The organism is Kitasatospora sp. NPDC101235, from assembly GCF_044767505.1.
GTDB lineage: Bacteria > Actinomycetota > Actinomycetes > Streptomycetales > Streptomycetaceae > Kitasatospora.
The window spans coordinates 17,459-34,641 of sequence record NZ_JBIWNZ010000028.1 but is presented as its reverse complement, the minus strand read 5'-3'; the positions used below and the strand labels follow the sequence as shown (position 1 = coordinate 34,641).

The following is a 17,183-nucleotide window of genomic DNA, read 5'->3' as shown; positions in this document are numbered from 1 at the left end:
CGCCGGAGCGGGCCAGCGGGCGTCCGGAATCCGGATGACGGCCCGCACCCGCCACGACACTCGGCCACGCGCGCCGCGCAGCCATTCGAGCGAACTTCCCGGACCCCCCGGAAACTTCCCGCCCGCCGCCCGGGAATGCCTCGGCACATCGAATCCCCGCGACGCCCGGCCCGCACCCCGGCCGGTCCGCATACCGCCACCCGGCCGCCGGAACGGCATTGAACGGCAGAACCACCCATTTGCGCCGTTCCGTCATCTATTACTTTTTGTCATGATTAGTGCACCTTCCGTAACAACCCCCGCTTGTCCCCCCTTCCTGAGGAGCGGAACGTGATCCTCTCGATTTCCGGCATCGTCCTGTTCGGCACCATCGCCTTTCTCTTCTTCCGCCGGGACGGACTGAAGATCTCCCACGCCGTCGTCTGCGCCCTCCTGGGCTTCTACACCGCCGGCTCCTCGATCGCGCCGAGCATCACCGCGGGCGGCGCGAGCCTCGCCAGCCTGCTCAGCGGCATCAAGTTCTAGCCGACGCCCACTCTCCCCGTACCGGCCCGGGCGCGGATCCCACACCGCCCCGGGCCCCGTCGTACCCCACCTCCGCCACCCCAGCCCGTCCCACCGCCCGGGGAGTCAAGGAATGCCGCTCCACCGCCACCTCAGCAAGGGCCGCGCGATCGCCCGGACCACCGGGGACCACGCCTCCGACATGTTCGCCCCGCTCGCCGCCATCGGCCGCGGCCTGCGCCACCACGTCGGCTGGGCCGTGTCCCACTGGCAGGCCACCCCCAAGGAGCGCCGCGGCCCGACGCTGTTCCTGACCGCCGCCCTGGCGATCGGCGTCTACCTGCTGCCGCACGGCCTGCTGTTCGCCCTGATCGCCCTGATGGCCAGCGCGGGCTGGGCCGGCCGGAGCCCCAGGGCGGCGCCCGCACCGCCCGCCCCGGACGTCGCCGACGTCAAGCTCGGCGCCCTCTACGCGGCGCTCACCCCGTACCTGTGCGGCCCGGAGGACCCCAACCCGCTGTACCACTTCGAGGGCAGCCACAAGAACGCCTTCAGCGCGTGGGAGTTCGACCGCGAGGGCCGGCTCTCCCGGCTGGAACTGAGCTACCCCGCCTACTTCACCGACACCGAGCCGGCTGCCCGGGCCCGGATCGAGCAGGTGGTCCAGGGCAAGGCGGGCCGGGCCCGGGAGTACCGCTTCGACTGGGACGAGGAGTCCAACCGGCTGCGGATCACCGCGCTCGCCCCGCTGCCCACCGACATCGCCGCCCAGCGGTTCGTGGCCGCCCCCGGCGAGATCGTGCTGGGCTTCACCGACGAGGACGGCACCGCCCGGACCATCCCGGTCGTCCAGAGCGGCATGACCGTCCAGCAGCCCCCGGTGATCTGGCGCACCGGCCCGCGCTCCTCCGAGCCGCACCTGCTGGCGCTCGGCGTCACCGGCTACGGCACCTCCAGCCTGCTGCGCTCGATCGCGCTCCAGGCACTCCCGTACGCCGACCTGGTGGTGGTCGACGGCGCGGGCACCGGTGAGCACGCCTGTCTGGTGAACCGGCCCGGTGTGTACACCGTGGAGACCAGCCTGCACGGCACGCTGGCCGCCCTGGAGTGGGCCGCCGGCGAGACCGAGCGCCGGCTCGCCGCGCTCAACGCCGCCCGGCACGCCGGCACCGCCCCGCCCGAGGACGTCACCCGGCCGCTGTGGCTGCTGTTGGACCATCCGACCGAGCTGAGCGAGCTCGCCCAGGCCGAGGGCCGCACCGACCCGCAGGACCTGCTGGAGCTCCCGCTGCGGCACGGTCGGGCCGCCCGGGTCACCGTGGTGATCGCCGACGACCTCGACGCCCGGGACCGGATCACCGCCACCGTCCGCACCACCACCCGTGCCCGCGTGGTGCTCGGCCCGGCCGGGCCCGACGAGGGGCGCGCCGCGCTCGGCGCACCCCTGGACATCGCGCCCGCCGCCCACGCCCCGGTCGGCCGCGGCTACGCCCGGATCGGCAACGGCGCCCCGGTGCGCCTCCAGGTGCCCGCCACCGTCGACCCGCTGGACGACGAGGCTCCGGCCCCGCTGCGGGACGCGGTGATCGCCCTGCTGCCGCACCGGGACAGCCGCACCGAGGCGGCCGCCGCCGCGCCGCCCCGGCCGGAGCACCCGCCGGTGGTCCCCGCGGCCGATCCGGCCCATCTTGTCGACCTCGGCAAGAACGAGCCGATGATCCGTTCACGGCCGATCTCCTGACGGCCGGGCCGACCCGCCTCGCGGGCCGGCCGTCCGGCGCTCGACCGGGGGCGGCGCCCGCCGCCGAATCCCGTCCCGGTACGCTCGTCACGGAAAGTCCGCACGATCACCAGACGTGAAATAGGTGACACCTGGGGTGATATCACCGGCCAGATGTGACAAATCGGGCGCGGGTGGGTACAAACAGGGGCGGCACAACAGACGACGCATGTCCCGGGACGGGAATCTTCGTCGGAAGCCGAGCGTTGACCGAACGACGAAGAACAGCGACCACTAGTCCTGTGGGCCATAAGCCCGGGAGGCACGATTCATGAGCGAGCGAGCTCTCCGCGGCACGCGACTCGGGGCCACTAGCTACGAGACCGACCGTGGTATCGATCTGGCTCCCCGCCAGACCGTCGAGTACGCATGTCAGAACGGACACCGTTTCGAGGTTCCTTTCTCGGTCGAGGCGGAGATCCCCCCGACCTGGGAATGCCGCTTCTGTGGCCAGGAGGCGGCGCTTCTCGACGGCGACGAGCCGGAGGAGAAGAAGACCAAGCCGACGCGCACCCATTGGGACATGCTGATGGAGCGCCGGACGCGCGAGGAGCTGGAGGAGGTGCTGGCCGAGCGGCTGGCCGTGCTCCGCTCCGGTGGGATGAACCTCGCGGTGCACCCGCGGGACACCCGTAAGAGCGCCTGACACCTCGCTCCCGCCCCGAGCGGGAGGACGCGAAAAGGGACCCTGGTGACCAGGGTCCCTTTCGCGTTGCCCCGGTTCGCGTTGCCCGGGTTCGCGTTGCCCGGGGCACTGGGCGAGCCGCCCCGGCACGTCGGGCCGCCCGGGGCGCAATGCGCCCCGGGCGGCCGGTGGGAACGAACGGGTCAGCCGGCGATCGGCGGGCGGTAGGTGGTGTCCGGGCCCTGCGGGCCGCGCGGGCCGGACTCCGGGTCCACGACCTCGCCCTGGATCACCTTGCCGTCCGGGCGGTGGATGCGCAGCTGCTCCTGGAGCCGCATCGCGTCCGCGAACGCGTCGGCGCCGACGGCGGAGGTGCTGCGCAGCGCCTTGTCCGCGGCCCGGCGCCCGGCCGCCCGCCACAGCACCCGAGTGGGCGGGAAGAGCAGGGTCAGGGCCACCAGGTCCGACAGGAAGCCGGGGACGATCAGCAGCAGGCCGGCCAGCACGGTCATGCTGGTGCCGGTCTGCGGCTGCTGCGACTGCGGGTTCTTGCTCTGCTCGATCGCCGCCGACAGCGCCTTCAGCCCGGCCCGCTTGATCAGCGACCCCCCGATCAGGGCGCCCGCGATGAGCAGCAGCACGACGGTGAAGCCGCCCAGCCACGAGCCGACCTGGACCAGCAGCCAGATCTCCAGCACCAGCCAGGCGGTGATCAGCAGCGGCAGCACCCGCCGGAGCCTGCTGCGCGGGGCCGGACGGGTGGGGGTAGCTTGCTGGGTCACGGTACGAATCCACTCCAGGCGGTGCTCTGCGCGCCGCACGGAAGGTCCGGGCCGGCTACGGCACCACCCGATCCAACGATTCCCGCTCGGCCGGTGTTCCGGCCGAAGCCTTCTTGCGGCGGCCGACCAGCACCGCTGCGCCGCAGGCCAGCAGGCCGCCGACGGCGAGCGTCCACTCCGGGGCGGCGCCGACCTCGTCGGCCACCGTGGTGCCGTCGCGCAGGGGGACGGTGGCCGACAGCTCGGCCGGGGTCAGCTCCTCGGTGCGCTGCTGGACGCTGCCGTCCGGGGCGATCACCGCGCTGATGCCGCTGGTCGCGGCGATCAGCACCGCCCGGCCGTGCTCGACGGCCCGCAACCGGCTCATCGCCAGCTGCTGCTCGGGCTGGCCGGTCTTGGCGTAGGTCGCGTTGTTGGTCTGGACGACCAGGACCCGGGCGCCGCTGTCCACGGTGTCGCGGACGATCTCGTCGTACGCCACCTCGAAGCAGATCACGTCGCCGATCCGGGCCGGGCCGAGCTGCATCACGCCGTTGTGGTCGCCGGGGTAGAAGTCCCGGGCGACCCGCTGGAGGCGGGTGATCACCTTCATCAGCTGCGCCCGGAACGGCACGTACTCGCCGAACGGGACGGGGTGCTGCTTGGTGTAGGAGGCGCCGGGGCCGGTGACCGGGTCCCAGACGATGCCCTCGTTCTGGACGTGCTGCGCGTCCGGGCCGTCCACCAGGGTGCCGACCAGGGTGGGCACGCCGACCGCCCTGACCGCCTCGTCGATCCGTTGACGGGCCAGCGGATCGCTGAACGGGTCGAGGTCGGAGGAGTTCTCCGGCCAGATCACGATGTCGGGGCGCTCGACCTTGCCGGCCCGGATGTCGGCGGCGAGCCGCTCGGTGGCCGAGGCGTGGTTGTTGAGGACCATCATCGGGCGGCCCAGGAAGTCCATGCCCGGGTTGGGCACGTTGCCCTGGACGATGGCGACCTTGACGGTGTCGGCGGCGGCCGTGGGCACCGGCACGAGGTAGCCGGCCAGCAGCGCGGCCACCGCACCGAGCGCCGCCAGCGCGGCCGCCTTCGGGGCCCTGCCCGGCCCGCGCAGCCGCAGCGCGGCCCAGGCCAGCAGCGCACCGGACAGGGCGACCGCGAAGGTCACCAGCGGCGCGCCGCCGAGCGCGGCCAGCGGGGTGTACGGGGTGGCGGTGTTGGCGAAGGCGAGCCGGCCCCAGGGGAAGCCCCCGAGCGGCAGCCGGTCGCGGGCCCACTCCTGGGTGACCCACAGGCAGGCCGCCCAGAGCGGCCAGCCGGGCAGCCGGGAGGTGGCGGCCAGCCCGCCGCCGAGCAGGGCCAGGAACAGCGCCTCCACGACGGACAGGCCGATCGTGGCGTCCCAGCCGACCACCCGCAGCCAGCTGAGCAGCATCAGGAAGAACGGCAGGCCGAAGGCGAAGCCGGTCCACAGGCCCTGACGGACGGTGCGGCCCAGGGTGAGCAGCGAGAGCGCGGCGACGCCGAGCAGCGACAGCGGCCACAGGTCGTACGGCGGGAAGGCGAGGGCCAGCAGCAGGCCGGCCAGGGCGGCGAGGCCGGTGCGCGCAAGTCCGGCACGGACCTTGGCGAGCGCGCGGGCTCCGCGGCTCGCTCCGGGCGCCGGTTCCTGTGGCTCGGGTACGGCCTCGGACCGTTCCTGGGTGACGGGAATGGCCACCGGCGCACCATCTTCCTGGGGCTTGCTGTTCGGACGCTGTGCGAAGAAGGTACCCCGGAACGTCGGGGGGACGTGAGGGGAGGGTGGTGGCCGGGTCAGCGCGGGGCGTAGCGGAACTCCCGCAGCGGCCAGTGCCCGGTGAGCCAGCCGGAGACGGCGTGGTACAGCGGGGCGTCGAGGTGGGCGCGGTCGGCCCGGACCCAGGAGCTGACCGAGATCACGGACGGGTCCTCGCGGTCCGGGTAGATGTACACGCAGCCGATCACCTCGTCGCGGTCCGGCTCCAGGACGGTGTAGGTGAAGCCGGTGCGGGCCTCGAAGTCGGCGGCGTGCCGGCGCAGGTCGGCGAGGTTCTGCTCCGGGGGCATCCCGTCGGCGGGCGGCCAGCCGCGGCCGGCCCAGCCGGGGGTGGCGCGGATGTGGGCCACGCTGCTCGTCCAGGCGGCGTGGTCGGAGGCGTTGTGCTGCTCGCCCAGGGGCTCCAGGCGGAACTCGGGGGCGAGCAGCTCGCGCGGGACGGTGAAGTCGGCGGGTACCAGTTCGGTCATGGTGATCAACCTAGGACTCGGCGGCCCGCCGTTCCACGCGGTTTACCGCTGGAACACCGTGCGGCCGCGGACCACGGTGCGCAGGCAGGTCGGCAGCGGGTGGCCCGGGGTGAGGTCGGGCAGGCCGGGGGTGCCGGAGCGCGGGTCGGTGGACCAGCCGGCCACCCGGGAGTCGGGGGCCTGGACGACCAGCTCGCCGGCCGCCCAGATCGCGTAGCTGGCGACCGCGCCGGGGACCAGCACGCCGTCCTGGTCCCGGCCGACGGCGCGCCAGCCGCCGCGGGTGTGGGCGGTGAAGGCGGCTCGCACCGAGATCCGGTGGTCCGGGGTCCGGTGGAAGGCCGCCGCGCGGACGGTGCCCCAGGGGTCGAGCGGGGTGACCGGGGCGTCCGAGCCGAAGGCCAGCGGGACGCCGGCCCGCAGCAGTGCGGCGAAGGGGTTGAGGGCGGCCGCCCGCCCGGCGCCCAGGCGCTGGACGTACATGCCCTCGGGGCCGCCCCAGGCGGCGTCGAAGGCGGGCTGGACGGAGGCGGTCAGGCCGAGTTCGGCGAAGGCGGCGATGGTCTTGTCGTCCAGGGCCTCGGCGTGCTCGACGCGGTGGCGCAGGGCCTTGACCCGGTCGGCGCCGATCCGGGCGCCGGCCGCCCGGACGCCCTCGACGACCGCGGCGACGGCCGCGTCGCCGATGGCGTGGAATCCGGCCTGGATCCCGGCCTCGGTGCAGACGGCGACGTGGTCGGCGACCTGCTCGGCGGTCAGGTAGGCGGTGCCGGTGTGCTCGGCGTCGGCGTACGGGGCGTGCAGGCAGGCGGTGTGCGAGCCGAGCGCGCCGTCCACGAAGAGGTCGCCGCCGGCGCCCACCGCACCGAGCTTGCGGGCGGTCTCGATACCACCCAACTCGCCCCAGTAGCCGAAGACTTCGGGCCCCTCCCCCTCGGCGGCCAGGGCCAGCAGGGCGGCCAGGTCGACCTCCGAGGAGATCTCCGGGCCGGCGCACTCGTGCAGGGCGCCGATGCCGAGCTCGGCGGCGCGGGCCAGGGTGGCCCGCTGGGCGCTGCGGCGCTGCTCGGGGGTGAGGCGGGCCAGCGCGGTCTGCCGGACGGCGTGGTGGGCGTCCTTGGTGAGCGGGCCCTCGGGGTCGAAGCCGGGTGCCTCGGCCAGGCCCTCGGTGAGGCTGCGCAGTGCGGTGGTGGCGAGCGCGGAGTGCACGTCGGTGCGGGAGAGGTAGAGCGCGGCGCCGCGGGCGGCGGCGTCGAGTTCGGCGAGCGTGGGCGGGCGGCCCTCGGGCCAGCCGGTCTCGTCCCAGCCGTGGCCGATCAGCACCCCGCCGGGCTCGGTCTGCGCGGCGACGAAGGCGGTGACGGCGGCCAGGGTGGCGGCCAGCGAGGGGCTGCCGGTGAGGTCGAGGCCGGTGAGCGCCAGGCCGGTGGCGGTGGCGTGCACGTGGGCGTCCACGAAGGCGGGGGTGACCAGGGCGCCGTCCAGCTCGACGATCTCGTCGGCGGTCGCGGCGTACGCCTCGGCGGCGCCGTCACTGCCGACCCAGGCGACGTGCCCGCCTTCCACGAGCATCGCGGTGGCGAAGGGGTCGGCGGGGCTGTAGACGGCGCCGCCGCGCAGCAGGACGGTCCGAGAAGTGCGTTCGGTCATGCCGCCAAGTCTGCACGCCACCGGTTCCTCCGCGGAGACCGGCCCGCGGTTCAGAGCTTCGGGGGTCGCGCCTCGTACGGGGTGGACAGGACGACGGTGGTGCGGGTGGAGACGCCTGCGGCGCTGCGGATGCGGGCGAGCAGGTCCTCCAGGTCGCCGGGGGCGCCGACGCGGACCTTGAGGATGTAGTTCTCGTCGCCGGCGACGCTGTGGCAGGCCTCGATCTCGGGCAGGCCGGCCAGACGCTCGGGGGTGTCGTCGGGGGCGCTCGGGTCGAAGGGTTTGACCGAGATGAACGCGGTCAGCGCCAGGTCGACGGCGTCGGGGTCGATGATCGCGGTGTAGCCGCGGATCACCCCGCGCTGTTCAAGGCGGCGCACCCGCTGGTGCACCGCCGAGGTGGACAGGCCGGTGGCCTTGCCCAGGTCCGTGTAGCTCATCCGGCCGTCTTCGACGAGCAGCTGGACGATGCGTTGGTCGAGATCCTCCACAGTGCGCAAACCTACCCGGTCGGGAGCACGGGGGGCGCACGCGGTGGCACGGGGAGGGATTGCAGGTGTCAGGCGGGCACATGCCGGGTGAATGTGGCATCCGGTGTGGCCAAGGACACACCCGGTGCATCACGGTGCGCGTGACCGCAGGGTTATGAATCCGGATCACAGGGAAGTGCTGGTTGTGGCCCTGGACGACCACGCCGGGCCCGATCCTAGGGGGATCCTCATGCCTGCTACTGACCAGCGCGTGCTGGGCGCCGACGAGACCGACGATATGACCGACCGCGAGGACCTCGCGGTCGACCACATGCCGGGCACCGACCCCGGCGAGGCGGAGTCCTGGGACATCTTCCGGGTCAACTGCCCCGAGTGCCGCCGCCCGATCGCCCTGGTGGCGGACGAGGAGCGGCTGCCGCAGCACGCACTGCTGCCGACGGCCTGGAACCCCTTCGCCCCCGCGATCTGCCCGGGTTCGGGCGTGCCGACGGACGACCTGGCCGAGGTCGAGGCCCCGGAGGACGCCGAACCGGCCGGGCTCGCCGCGCTGTTCAAGCTCCCGAGCGGACTGGACTGGCGCACCCAGCCGTTCTCGCACGCCGTCGCGCACCGCCCGGTGCGGCTCGCCGCGGTCGCCCACGCCGCTCCGATGGCGCCCGCCGTCCCGAACGTCTCGGCGCTGCGGGCCGCCATCCCGGAGCAGCGCCGCCGTCGTCCGGCGCTGACGGCCCGTACCGCCAAGGCGAGCTGACGATCCGACAGGAACGCCTCCGGCCGTCACTCCGCACCCTGGAGTGACGGCCGGAGGCCGTGTGTGGGAGGCCGAGGCCTGCCCGGAGGACCACTGCCGGGTCCGACGGGACCCACCGGGCGGGCCCCGGGCGTCAGGCCTTCGTGAGGTGGCGGCCGATCACCAGGCGCTGGATCTGGTTGGTGCCCTCGACGATCTGCAGCACCTTGGCCTCGCGCATGTAGCGCTCGGCCGGGAAGTCCTGGGTGTAGCCGTAGCCGCCGAGCACCTGGACGGCGTCGGTGGTCACCCGCATCGCCGCGTCGGTGCAGAACAGCTTGGCCATCGCCGCCTCCTTGGAGAACGGCCGGCCGGCGTCCCGCAGCCGTGCGGCGGACAGGTAGAGCGAGCGGCCGGCCTCGATCTGGGTGGCCATGTCGGCGAGCATGAAGGACAGGCCCTGGAACTCGGCGATCGGGCGGCCGAACTGGCGCCGCGTGCGGGCGTAGTCGACCGCGAGGTCGAGCGCGGCCTGGGCGACGCCTATCGCGCACGCGGCGATGCCGAGGCGGCCGGAGTCCAGCGCGGCGAGCGCGATCTGGAAGCCCTGCCCCTCCTCACCGATCAGCCGCTCGCGGGGCACCCGGGCGCCGTCGAAGTGCAGCTGCGCGGTCGGCGAGGAGCGCATGCCCATCTTGTGCTCCGGCGGGGCCGCGGACAGGCCCTGCTGGGCGCCGGGGACCAGCAGGCAGCTGATGCCCTTGGGGCCGTCGACGCCGGTGCGCACCAGGGCGCTGTAGAAGTCGGCCTGACCGCCGTGGGTGATCCAGGCCTTGGTGCCGTTCACCACGTACGCCTCGCCGTCGAGGTCGGCGCGGGTGCGCAGCGCGGCCGCGTCGGAGCCGGACTGCGGCTCGGAGAGGCAGTAGGCGCCGAGCTGCTCGCCGGAGAGCATGGCGGGCAGCCAGGTGTCGCGCTGCTCGTCGGTGCCGAAGGTGGCGAGCGCGTGGCAGGACAGGGTGTGCACGCTGACGCCGAGGCCGACGGCCAGCCAGCCGCCCGCGAGCTCCTCCAGCACCTGGAGGTACACCTCGTAGGGCTGTTCGCCGCCGCCGTACTTCTCGTCGTACGGGAGGGAGAGCAGGCCGGCCTCGCCGAGGGTGCGGAAGGCCTCTCGCGGGAAGCGGCCGGCGGCCTCGTCCTCCGCCGCGCGCGGCCGGAGCTCGCGCTCGACCAGCTCCCGGGTGAGGCTCAGCAGCTCGCGGGCCTCCTCGCTGGGCAGCTGGCGCTCCACGGCTTTCACAGGGGAGGGGGTCATGGCGGCGGTCGCCTCCTCGATCGGGCGCCGGACCGGGGTGTCGGCTGGTCCGGCGTGGGTGTGGCAGTCGGACCGACCGGCACCGGGTTGCGGTGAACGGCCGTTCACAGTCGTGGCGAAGGCGAGTATGCCCGAAACCCGCGCTGCCGTCACGACCTGCACAGATGAACTGTCCGCAGTGGCGGGCTACGGCACCGTAGGGTTGACGTTGTGGCTGTATCCGAACCTCTCCCGCCCCGCCCCGGGCCCGCTCCGGACGACCGGTTGACCGTGCTCGCGGCGGAACTCCGCGCGCTGCCGCCCTCCTGCGGGCCGGTGCGGCTGGTCGCGGTGGACGGGCACGCGGGCTCCGGCAAGACCACCTTCGCCGGACGGCTGGCGGCGGCGCTCGGCGGGGCCCCGGTGGTCCACCTCGACGACCTGGCCACCCACCGCGAGCCCTTCGGGTGGACCGGGCGGCTGCGCGAGCAGGTGCTGGAGCCGCTGGCGGCCGGGCGGGACGCCGAGTACCGGGTGTACGACTGGACGCTGCGCCGCTTCGCGGGCACGGCCGCGGTGCCGGCCGCACCGGTGGTGCTGGTGGAGGGGGTGGGCGCGGGCCGGCGGGCGGTGCGGCCGCGGCTGGCCCGGGTGGTCTGGATGGAGTTGGACGCCGCCTCCGCCCGGCGGCGCGGGGAGGAGCGGGACGGTCCGGAACTGGCCGAGTTCTGGGCGGGCTGGGCCCGGGCCGAATCGGCGCATTTCGCCGCCGACCCGAGCCGTCCGTACGCCGCGACGCGGGTCGACGGGGTGACCGGGAGGATCGCCTCGGGCACCGTGGGTGAACCTTCAACAATCGCCTTGACCTGCGACATCGCCAGGATCTAGGTTCTCCTCAGCCGCCGGAACGAAAGCTTCCGGTCGCCTCGGACCCGGCGCCCCCGGCTTGTTCCCCCGTGAGCCGGGGACGCCGTCCGGTCCCATTCCGAAACTCGCTCCCCCACCGCCCGTTTCGTCACCCGTGCGCTCAACGGCCGCTCGCACGATCGCATTTGACCCTGTGCGGCACCCTTCCGGATCAGCCCCGCGCCGGTACGATTCCTGGCAGGCGCACATGCGCCGCAGGGGGTCGACGACCACCGGCCGGGCTAGGCGCAGGCGACCCGCCGGCCGAGCCCCGGGCCGCACCGCGGGGGGCGTGAGTGACGACGGTGGACAGTTCCGACAGCACGGCGGGCGGGCCCGACCGGCTCGCCGACCGCGCCTGGCTGCGCGCCATGGACGCCTACACGGCCGGCGCGTACACCCGGGCCGAGGAGGAGTTCCGGGCCGCCGTCCGGCTGGACCCGGGCATGGCCGACGCCTGGCTCGGGCTCCACGCGCTGCGCAGCGACACCTCGGCCGCGCTGCTGGCCATGTACCGCCACCAGAAGCGGTTCGGCGAGCAGCGGCGGCTGCACCGACGGCCGCTCAGCTCCTGGTACTGGCTCGGCTGGTGGGTGCAGCCGGTGCTGGAGGACGCCCGCGACCTCGCGCTGGCGCACGCCTCGCACTGGCTGGACGGCCGCCACCTGGCCGAGCTGGACCGGGCGTTGGAGCAGTGCCCGGCACCCGGCGAGGACCCGTCCGCCCGCTTCCTCTACGCCTGCCGGTCCTACCTGCTCAAGGACTGGGAGCAGCTGATCCGGGACACCGACCGCCTGCTGGACGACCCGCTGCTCGGCATCGAGGCCGGGCTGTTCGCCGGGATGGCGCGGGTGCGCCTCGACATGTGCGCCCAGGCGCAGGCGCCGCTGGCCGCCTCGCTGGCCCGCTGCCGCTCCGAGCAGCCGCAGCGCAAGGAGCTGCGGTACTGGCTGGCCCGGGCGTACGAGGGGGCCGGGCGCAGCACCGCGGCGCTGCCGCTCTACCGGGCGGTGCACCGGGCGGACCCGGCGTTCATGGACACCGCGGCACGGCTGACGGCCATCGCGGCCGAGGACGCGCTCGCGGACGAACTCGCGGACGGACTGCCGACGGGCGGGCGTCCGGGTGCGGCCGACGCCGCCGCACCGGGCGGGCCGGGTGTCGACGACGGGTACCCGGAGGAGGCCGGGTTCGCCGGGATGCCCGGATACGGCGAGGAGTTCGGGGACGCGGGCGGGCCGAGCGGCGTGACCGTCTCCCGCGACGGGGGGTCGAACAGCGGGGTGCCCGGTGGGCTGCCGTCGGGCGGCGGTCCCTCCGTGGACGCCGGACTGGTGGACGGACCCCCGGCGGACGGAACCCTGGCCGGCGGCGTGCCGACCGGCGGCGCCCTGCTGGACGGCGCCGCCGCCGACGGCGCGCCGCAGACTGCCGGGGAGCGCTCCGGCTCGGGCACGCCGCCCGGCCCCGCCGTACCGCCGCCGCTGCCCGCCCTCGGCAGGGCGCAGCCCCGGACCGCCGCCGCACCCCAGCCCCGGACCGGTGGCGACGAACGGGAGTTGGACGCGGCCCTGGCCGAACTCTCGCTGATGGTCGGCCTGGAGCCGGTCAAGCGCCAGGTGCGGGCGCTGTCCGCCCAGTTGAGAATGTCGCGGCTCCGGGCCGAGCAGGGTCTGCCCGTCCAGCCGCCGAAACGCCACTTCGTCTTCTCCGGCCCCTCGGGCACCGGCAAGACGACCGTGGCCCGCATCCTCGGCCGGGTCTTCCACGCCCTCGGCCTGCTCTCCGGCGACCACCTGGTGGAGGCCCAGCGCGCCGACCTGGTGGGTGAGTTCCTCGGCCAGACCGCCGTGAAGGCGAACGAGCTGATCGACTCCGCGCTGGACGGCGTGCTGTTCATCGACGAGGCGTACAGCCTCTCCAACTCCGGCTACACCAAGGGCGACGCGTACGGCGACGAGGCGCTCCAGGTGCTGCTCAAGCGCGCCGAGGACAACCGGGACCGGCTGGTGGTGATCCTGGCCGGCTACCCCGAGGGCATGAACCGGCTGCTCGCCACCAACCCCGGCCTCAACTCCCGCTTCACCACCCGGGTCGACTTCCCCAGCTACCGCCCCGGCGAGCTGACCGCGATCGGTGCGGCGCTGGCCGGCCGGGACGGCGACGGCTGGGACGAGGACGCCGCCGAGGAGCTGGCCAGCATCTGCGCCCACGTGGTCCGTGAGGGCTGGATCGACGAGCTGGGCAACGGCCGGTTCATCCGCACCCTGTACGAGAAGTCCTGCGCCTACCGGGACCTGCGGCTGTCGCTGCTGCGCGAGCCGCCGGGCCGGGAGGACCTGGCCACGCTGCGGCTGCCGGACCTGGTCCAGGCGTACGGGGAGCTGATCGACGGCCGGAGCTGATCCCCGGCTCCGGGGACCGGCTCCCCTCCGGACCGGCTGCACCCCGGTGCCCGTGCCTGGCGCCTGGGTGCGGCCCGGGTCCGGCCGTCGAGGACCTCGGTGTCGGCGGTGTCAGCCCTTGAGGAGCGCGGCCTCCCGCTCCCGGTCCAGCCCGACCCTGGCCCGGTCGGCCCGCTGCGGGGCGCTGCCGCCGATCGACCGCAGCCAGGCCCAGGTGTCCTCGACGGTCTCCGCGACCGGGCGGCAGCGCAGCCCGGCGCCGAGCGCGCGCTCGACGAGGCCGGTGTGCAGGAAGTCGTAGAGCTCGCCGGGCGGCAGCCAGACCGGCAGCTCGGTCCACGGCTCGATGCCCGCCGCGAGGATCCGCTCCGGGTCCGTCCAGCGCAGTTCGGCGTCCGAGCCGGTGGCCCGTACGCAGGCCTCCAGCAGTTCGCCCGTGGTGGCGTGGCCGGACGGGCTGACCAGGTTGTACGGGCCGCCGAGCCGGGCCACCACGGCGTCCAGGATCCAGGCCGCGAGGTCGCGCACGTCGATGTACTGGAGCGCCAGGTCACGCGGCCCCGGGGCGAGCACCGGGCCGCCCTCGGCGATCCGGTTGAGCCACCAGGGCAGCCGGCCGATGTTCTCGTGCGGGCCGATGATCAGCCCGGCCCGGGCCAGCAGCGCCCGCCCGCCGTACTCCGCCTCCAGCGCCAGTTCCGCACCGCGCTTGGCCTCGGCGTAGGGCACCTCGCCGGTGAGGTCCGGGGAGGAGGCGACCACGGGTGCGGCCTCGCCGGCCCCGGCCGCCAGCGGGTGGTCGTACACCGACCGGCTGGAGACGTACGCGTAGTGGCCGACCCGGCCGTTGAGGAGCCGGGCGCTGTCACGCACCGCCGCGGGGGCCCAGGACCAGGTGTCCACCACCGCGTCCCACTCCCCCGTACCGAGCGCCGCGAGGCCGTCCTCGGTGGTGCGGTCGCCCTTCAGCACCCGGACACCCTCGGGCGCGGGCTGCGTGCCGCGGTTGAGGGCCGTCACCTCCCATCCCCTGGCCGACGCCTCCTCGGCGACGACCCGTCCGACGAACCTGGTTCCACCCAGCAGGAGAAGTCTCATGCCGACCACCCTGCTGCCAGGGTGGTCGACATGGAACGGCTGAACGCTCTGGGCGGAATCGCCGGGAGCGGACACGCCGTCAGCGAAAGCCGGAACTTTCCGCAGGGGCGTCAGACCGTGGCGCGGTGGTCCGGGTCGTGCACCTCGCCGACCAGCTCCTCCAGCACGTCCTCCAGCATGACCACGCCGAGCGTGCGCCCGTCCTGGTCCAGCACGGCGGCCAGGTGGCAGGCGGCCCGGCGCATCGCGCCGAGGGCGTCGTCCAGCGGGAGGCTTCCGCGCAGAGCCGTGATCGGCCGCCGCAGACGGGCCGGGACGGGCATCGAGGGGTCGTCCACGTCGAGGATGTCCTTGAGGTGGACGTAGCCGAGGTAGCCGTGGCCGGCCGGATCGCCGTCGGTGACCGGGAAGCGCGAGAAGCCGGTGCGCAGCGCGAGCTCCTCGACCTCGGCGGCGGTCGCCCTGGTGTCCACGGTGACCAGCTGCTCGGGCTTGAGCAGCACCTCGGTGACCGGGCGGCGGCCCAGCTCCAGGGCGTCCTCCAGGCGCTCCTGGCGGCTCTCGTCGAGCAGGCCGGCGTCCCGGGAGTCCGCCAGCAGGTACATCAGCTGCTCGGTGGTGAAGACCGACTCCACCTCGTCCTTGGCGTCCACCCGGAACAGCCTCAGCACGCCGTTGGCGAAGGCGTTCAGCAGCCGGATCACCGGGGAGAGCCAGCGGGCCAGCCGGTCCAGCGGCGGGCCGAGCCAGAGCGCGGCCCGCTCCGGGCCGGCCATGGCCATGTTCTTCGGCACCATCTCGCCCATCACCATGTGCAGGAAGACCACGACGGCGAGCGAGATCCCGTACGAGAGCGGGTGCATCAGGGCGGACGGGACGCCGATCGCGTGGAACGGACCCTCCAGCAGGACGGCGATGGTCGGCTCGGCGAGGGCACCGAGGCCCAGCGAGCAGACGGTGATGCCGAGCTGGGCGGCGGCCAGCATTGCGGAGACGTTGGACAGCGCGTGCAGCACGGTGCGGGCACGCCTGTGCCCGGCCTCGGCGAGCGGCTCGATCTGGCTGCGGCGCACCGACACCACGGCGAACTCGGCGCCGACGAAGAAGGCGTTGCCGAGCAGGAGCAGCAGCGCGACGGCCAGTTGCAGGGCGGTCATCGGCTCTCCTCCCCGTCCTCGTCGAACTGCGCGGGCGCGCTGGTGCGCTCCACCCGGACCTCGGTGGTGCGGTGGCGGTCGACACCGGTCACGGTGAAGCGCCAGCCGGGCAGGTGGGCCTGCTCGCCCACCTCGGGGAGCTTGCCGAGCAGGTCGGCGACCAGACCGGCCAGGGTCTCGTACGGGCCGTCGGGGGCGTTCAGGCCGATCCGCTCCAGCTGGTCGATCCGGGCGCGGCCGTCGGCCTCCCAGACCGGCAGGCCGTTGACCGGCGGCAGCGGGAGCAGCTCGGGGTGGTCGTCGGGGTCGTGCTCGTCCTGCACCTCGCCGACGATCTCCTCGACGATGTCCTCGACGGTGACGACGCCGGCGGTGCCGCCGTACTCGTCGACCACGATGGCCATCGGCTGGAGGCGGCGCAGCTGGTCGAGCAGCCGCTCGGCGGGCAGCGTCTCGGGCACCAGCAGCGGTGGCGAGGCCAGCTCGCCGACCCGCACCAGGCCGCGCCGGGCGGCCGGGACGGCCAGGGCGTCCTTGAGCGTGACGGTGCCGGTGACCTCGTCCAGGCTGTCGGTGTAGACCGGGAAGCGGGACAGGCCGGTCGCCCGGGTGAGGTTGATGACGTCGGAGGCGGTGGCGTCGCGCTGAAGCGCGGCCACGTCCACCCGCGGGGTCATCACGGACTCGGCGGTCAGCTCGCCCAGGCCCAGGGTGCGGACGAACAGGGTCGCCGACTCCTCGTCTATCGCGCCGGCCTTGGCCGAGTGGCGGGCCAGCGAGACCAGCTCGTCCGGGGTGCGGGCGTGTCCCAGCTCCTCCTGCGGCTCGATGCCGAAGGCCCGGACGGTCCGGTCGGCGGTCCCGTTCAGGAAGCTGATCAGCGGACGGCAGGCGAAGGAGAACGCCATGTGCGGGGCGGCGACCGCGCGGGCCACCTGGAGCGGGCGGGAGATCGCCCAGTTCTTCGGCACCAGCTCGCCGATCACCATCTGGACGACGGTGGCCAGCGCCATGCCGACGATCACGGCGACACCGCGGGCGGCCGCATCGGGCACGCCGATGGCGGACATGACGGGCGCGAGCAGGGTGGACAGGGCCGGCTCGGCGAGCATGCCGACCACCAGCGAGGTGACGGTGATGCCGAGCTGGGCACCGGAGAGTTCGAAGGAGAGGTGCCGCAGGGCGCCGGCGACGCGGCGGGACTTGGCGTCACCCGCCTCGGCGGAGCGTTCCACCGCCCCGCGCTCGACGGTCACGAAGGCGAACTCGGCGGCCACGAACAGGCCGTTGGCGAGGATCAGGAGAACGGCCGCGAGCAACAGCAGCCAGGCGGTGATCACAGTGCCGCCTGCCTTCCGGGGGTCGGAAGCGAGGCGGCGCAGGTACTACCGGACGGATCGTCCATCGAGGGGGAGTGTCACTCCTCAGGTCGGTCGGGCACGCGATTTCGGGCAACGCGGACTTTGCCCCACTTTTACCAGCGTAGACCATACCCGGATGGGGGCAGG

The 17,183-nt window shown here is 74.2% G+C and carries 15 protein-coding genes; 6 read left to right on the top strand and 9 right to left on the bottom strand.

The features are described from left to right. The first annotated feature begins 330 nt into the window (after positions 1-330). The 3 genes from ACIRRH_RS34110 to ACIRRH_RS34100 all read left to right on the top strand — a co-directional run bounded on the left by ACIRRH_RS34110 (position 331) and on the right by ACIRRH_RS34100 (position 2,930). On the top strand, positions 331-525 hold the full coding sequence (locus ACIRRH_RS34110) for a hypothetical protein (protein ID WP_224283326.1): 195 nt from the start codon (positions 331-333) through the stop codon (positions 523-525). A 112-nt stretch (positions 526-637) separates the two neighbouring features. After that, positions 638-2,245: a hypothetical protein gene (locus ACIRRH_RS34105; RefSeq protein ID WP_403075178.1), complete on the top strand. Its 1,608-nt coding sequence runs from the start codon at positions 638-640 to the stop codon at positions 2,243-2,245. A 310-nt stretch (positions 2,246-2,555) separates the two neighbouring features. Beyond that, positions 2,556-2,930, top strand: coding sequence for an RNA polymerase-binding protein RbpA (locus ACIRRH_RS34100; RefSeq protein ID WP_196949106.1), 375 nt, complete (start codon positions 2,556-2,558; stop codon positions 2,928-2,930). A gap of 182 nt (positions 2,931-3,112) precedes the next feature. Here the strand turns inward: ACIRRH_RS34100 and fxsA are convergent, their stop codons facing one another. The 5 genes from fxsA to ACIRRH_RS34075 form a co-directional block, all read right to left on the bottom strand. Further along, positions 3,113-3,691 (bottom strand): FxsA family membrane protein, encoded by a 579-nt coding sequence (gene fxsA, locus ACIRRH_RS34095; protein WP_403075176.1) that lies wholly within the window; start codon positions 3,689-3,691, stop codon positions 3,113-3,115. Between the two features lie 55 nt (positions 3,692-3,746). Beyond that, complete coding sequence (lnt, locus tag ACIRRH_RS34090; protein ID WP_403075174.1) at positions 3,747-5,393, bottom strand: apolipoprotein N-acyltransferase; 1,647 nt, start codon at positions 5,391-5,393, stop codon at positions 3,747-3,749. A gap of 95 nt (positions 5,394-5,488) precedes the next feature. Next, entirely contained in the window at positions 5,489-5,941 is a 453-nt protein-coding gene (locus ACIRRH_RS34085) for an N-acetyltransferase (protein WP_224283302.1), read from the bottom strand. Positions 5,942-5,983: 42 nt separating this feature from the next. Further along, positions 5,984-7,591 carry an amidohydrolase gene (locus tag ACIRRH_RS34080; RefSeq protein ID WP_403075171.1) on the bottom strand — a complete coding sequence of 536 codons (1,608 nt, stop codon included), beginning with the start codon at positions 7,589-7,591 and terminating at the stop codon, positions 5,984-5,986. Between the two features lie 50 nt (positions 7,592-7,641). Next, the gene (locus ACIRRH_RS34075) at positions 7,642-8,082 is read right to left on the bottom strand and encodes an Lrp/AsnC family transcriptional regulator (RefSeq protein WP_031071340.1); all 441 of its coding nucleotides are present in this window, start codon (positions 8,080-8,082) and stop codon (positions 7,642-7,644) included. 229 nt (positions 8,083-8,311) lie between these two features. Here ACIRRH_RS34075 and ACIRRH_RS34070 point away from each other — a divergent pair, with 229 nt between their 5' ends. Next, positions 8,312-8,833 (top strand): hypothetical protein, encoded by a 522-nt coding sequence (locus tag ACIRRH_RS34070; RefSeq protein ID WP_403075168.1) that lies wholly within the window; start codon positions 8,312-8,314, stop codon positions 8,831-8,833. A 133-nt stretch (positions 8,834-8,966) separates the two neighbouring features. Here ACIRRH_RS34070 and ACIRRH_RS34065 read toward each other — a convergent pair whose 3' ends face one another. Beyond that, positions 8,967-10,130 carry an acyl-CoA dehydrogenase family protein gene (locus ACIRRH_RS34065; protein ID WP_403075165.1) on the bottom strand — a complete coding sequence of 388 codons (1,164 nt, stop codon included), beginning with the start codon at positions 10,128-10,130 and terminating at the stop codon, positions 8,967-8,969. A 210-nt stretch (positions 10,131-10,340) separates the two neighbouring features. Here ACIRRH_RS34065 and ACIRRH_RS34060 point away from each other — a divergent pair, with 210 nt between their 5' ends. Together ACIRRH_RS34060 and ACIRRH_RS34055 are read left to right on the top strand one after the other, a co-directional pair. After that, positions 10,341-10,997: a uridine kinase gene (locus ACIRRH_RS34060; protein WP_403075162.1), complete on the top strand. Its 657-nt coding sequence runs from the start codon at positions 10,341-10,343 to the stop codon at positions 10,995-10,997. 389 nt (positions 10,998-11,386) lie between these two features. Beyond that, positions 11,387-13,420: an AAA family ATPase gene (locus ACIRRH_RS34055; protein WP_403075345.1), complete on the top strand. Its 2,034-nt coding sequence runs from the start codon at positions 11,387-11,389 to the stop codon at positions 13,418-13,420. A gap of 111 nt (positions 13,421-13,531) precedes the next feature. On the opposite strand, the gene ACIRRH_RS34050 is transcribed toward ACIRRH_RS34055, so the two are convergent. The 3 genes from ACIRRH_RS34050 to ACIRRH_RS34040 form a co-directional block, all read right to left on the bottom strand. Continuing rightward, positions 13,532-14,518 carry an NAD-dependent epimerase/dehydratase family protein gene (locus ACIRRH_RS34050; RefSeq protein ID WP_403075160.1) on the bottom strand — a complete coding sequence of 329 codons (987 nt, stop codon included), beginning with the start codon at positions 14,516-14,518 and terminating at the stop codon, positions 13,532-13,534. Between the two features lie 110 nt (positions 14,519-14,628). Next, positions 14,629-15,675 carry a hemolysin family protein gene (locus ACIRRH_RS34045; protein WP_403075158.1) on the bottom strand — a complete coding sequence of 349 codons (1,047 nt, stop codon included), beginning with the start codon at positions 15,673-15,675 and terminating at the stop codon, positions 14,629-14,631. Continuing rightward, the gene (locus ACIRRH_RS34040) at positions 15,672-17,015 is read right to left on the bottom strand and encodes a hemolysin family protein (protein ID WP_403075155.1); all 1,344 of its coding nucleotides are present in this window, start codon (positions 17,013-17,015) and stop codon (positions 15,672-15,674) included. The genes ACIRRH_RS34045 and ACIRRH_RS34040 overlap by 4 nt, the downstream gene beginning before the upstream one ends. Positions 17,016-17,183: the final 168 nt, after the last annotated feature.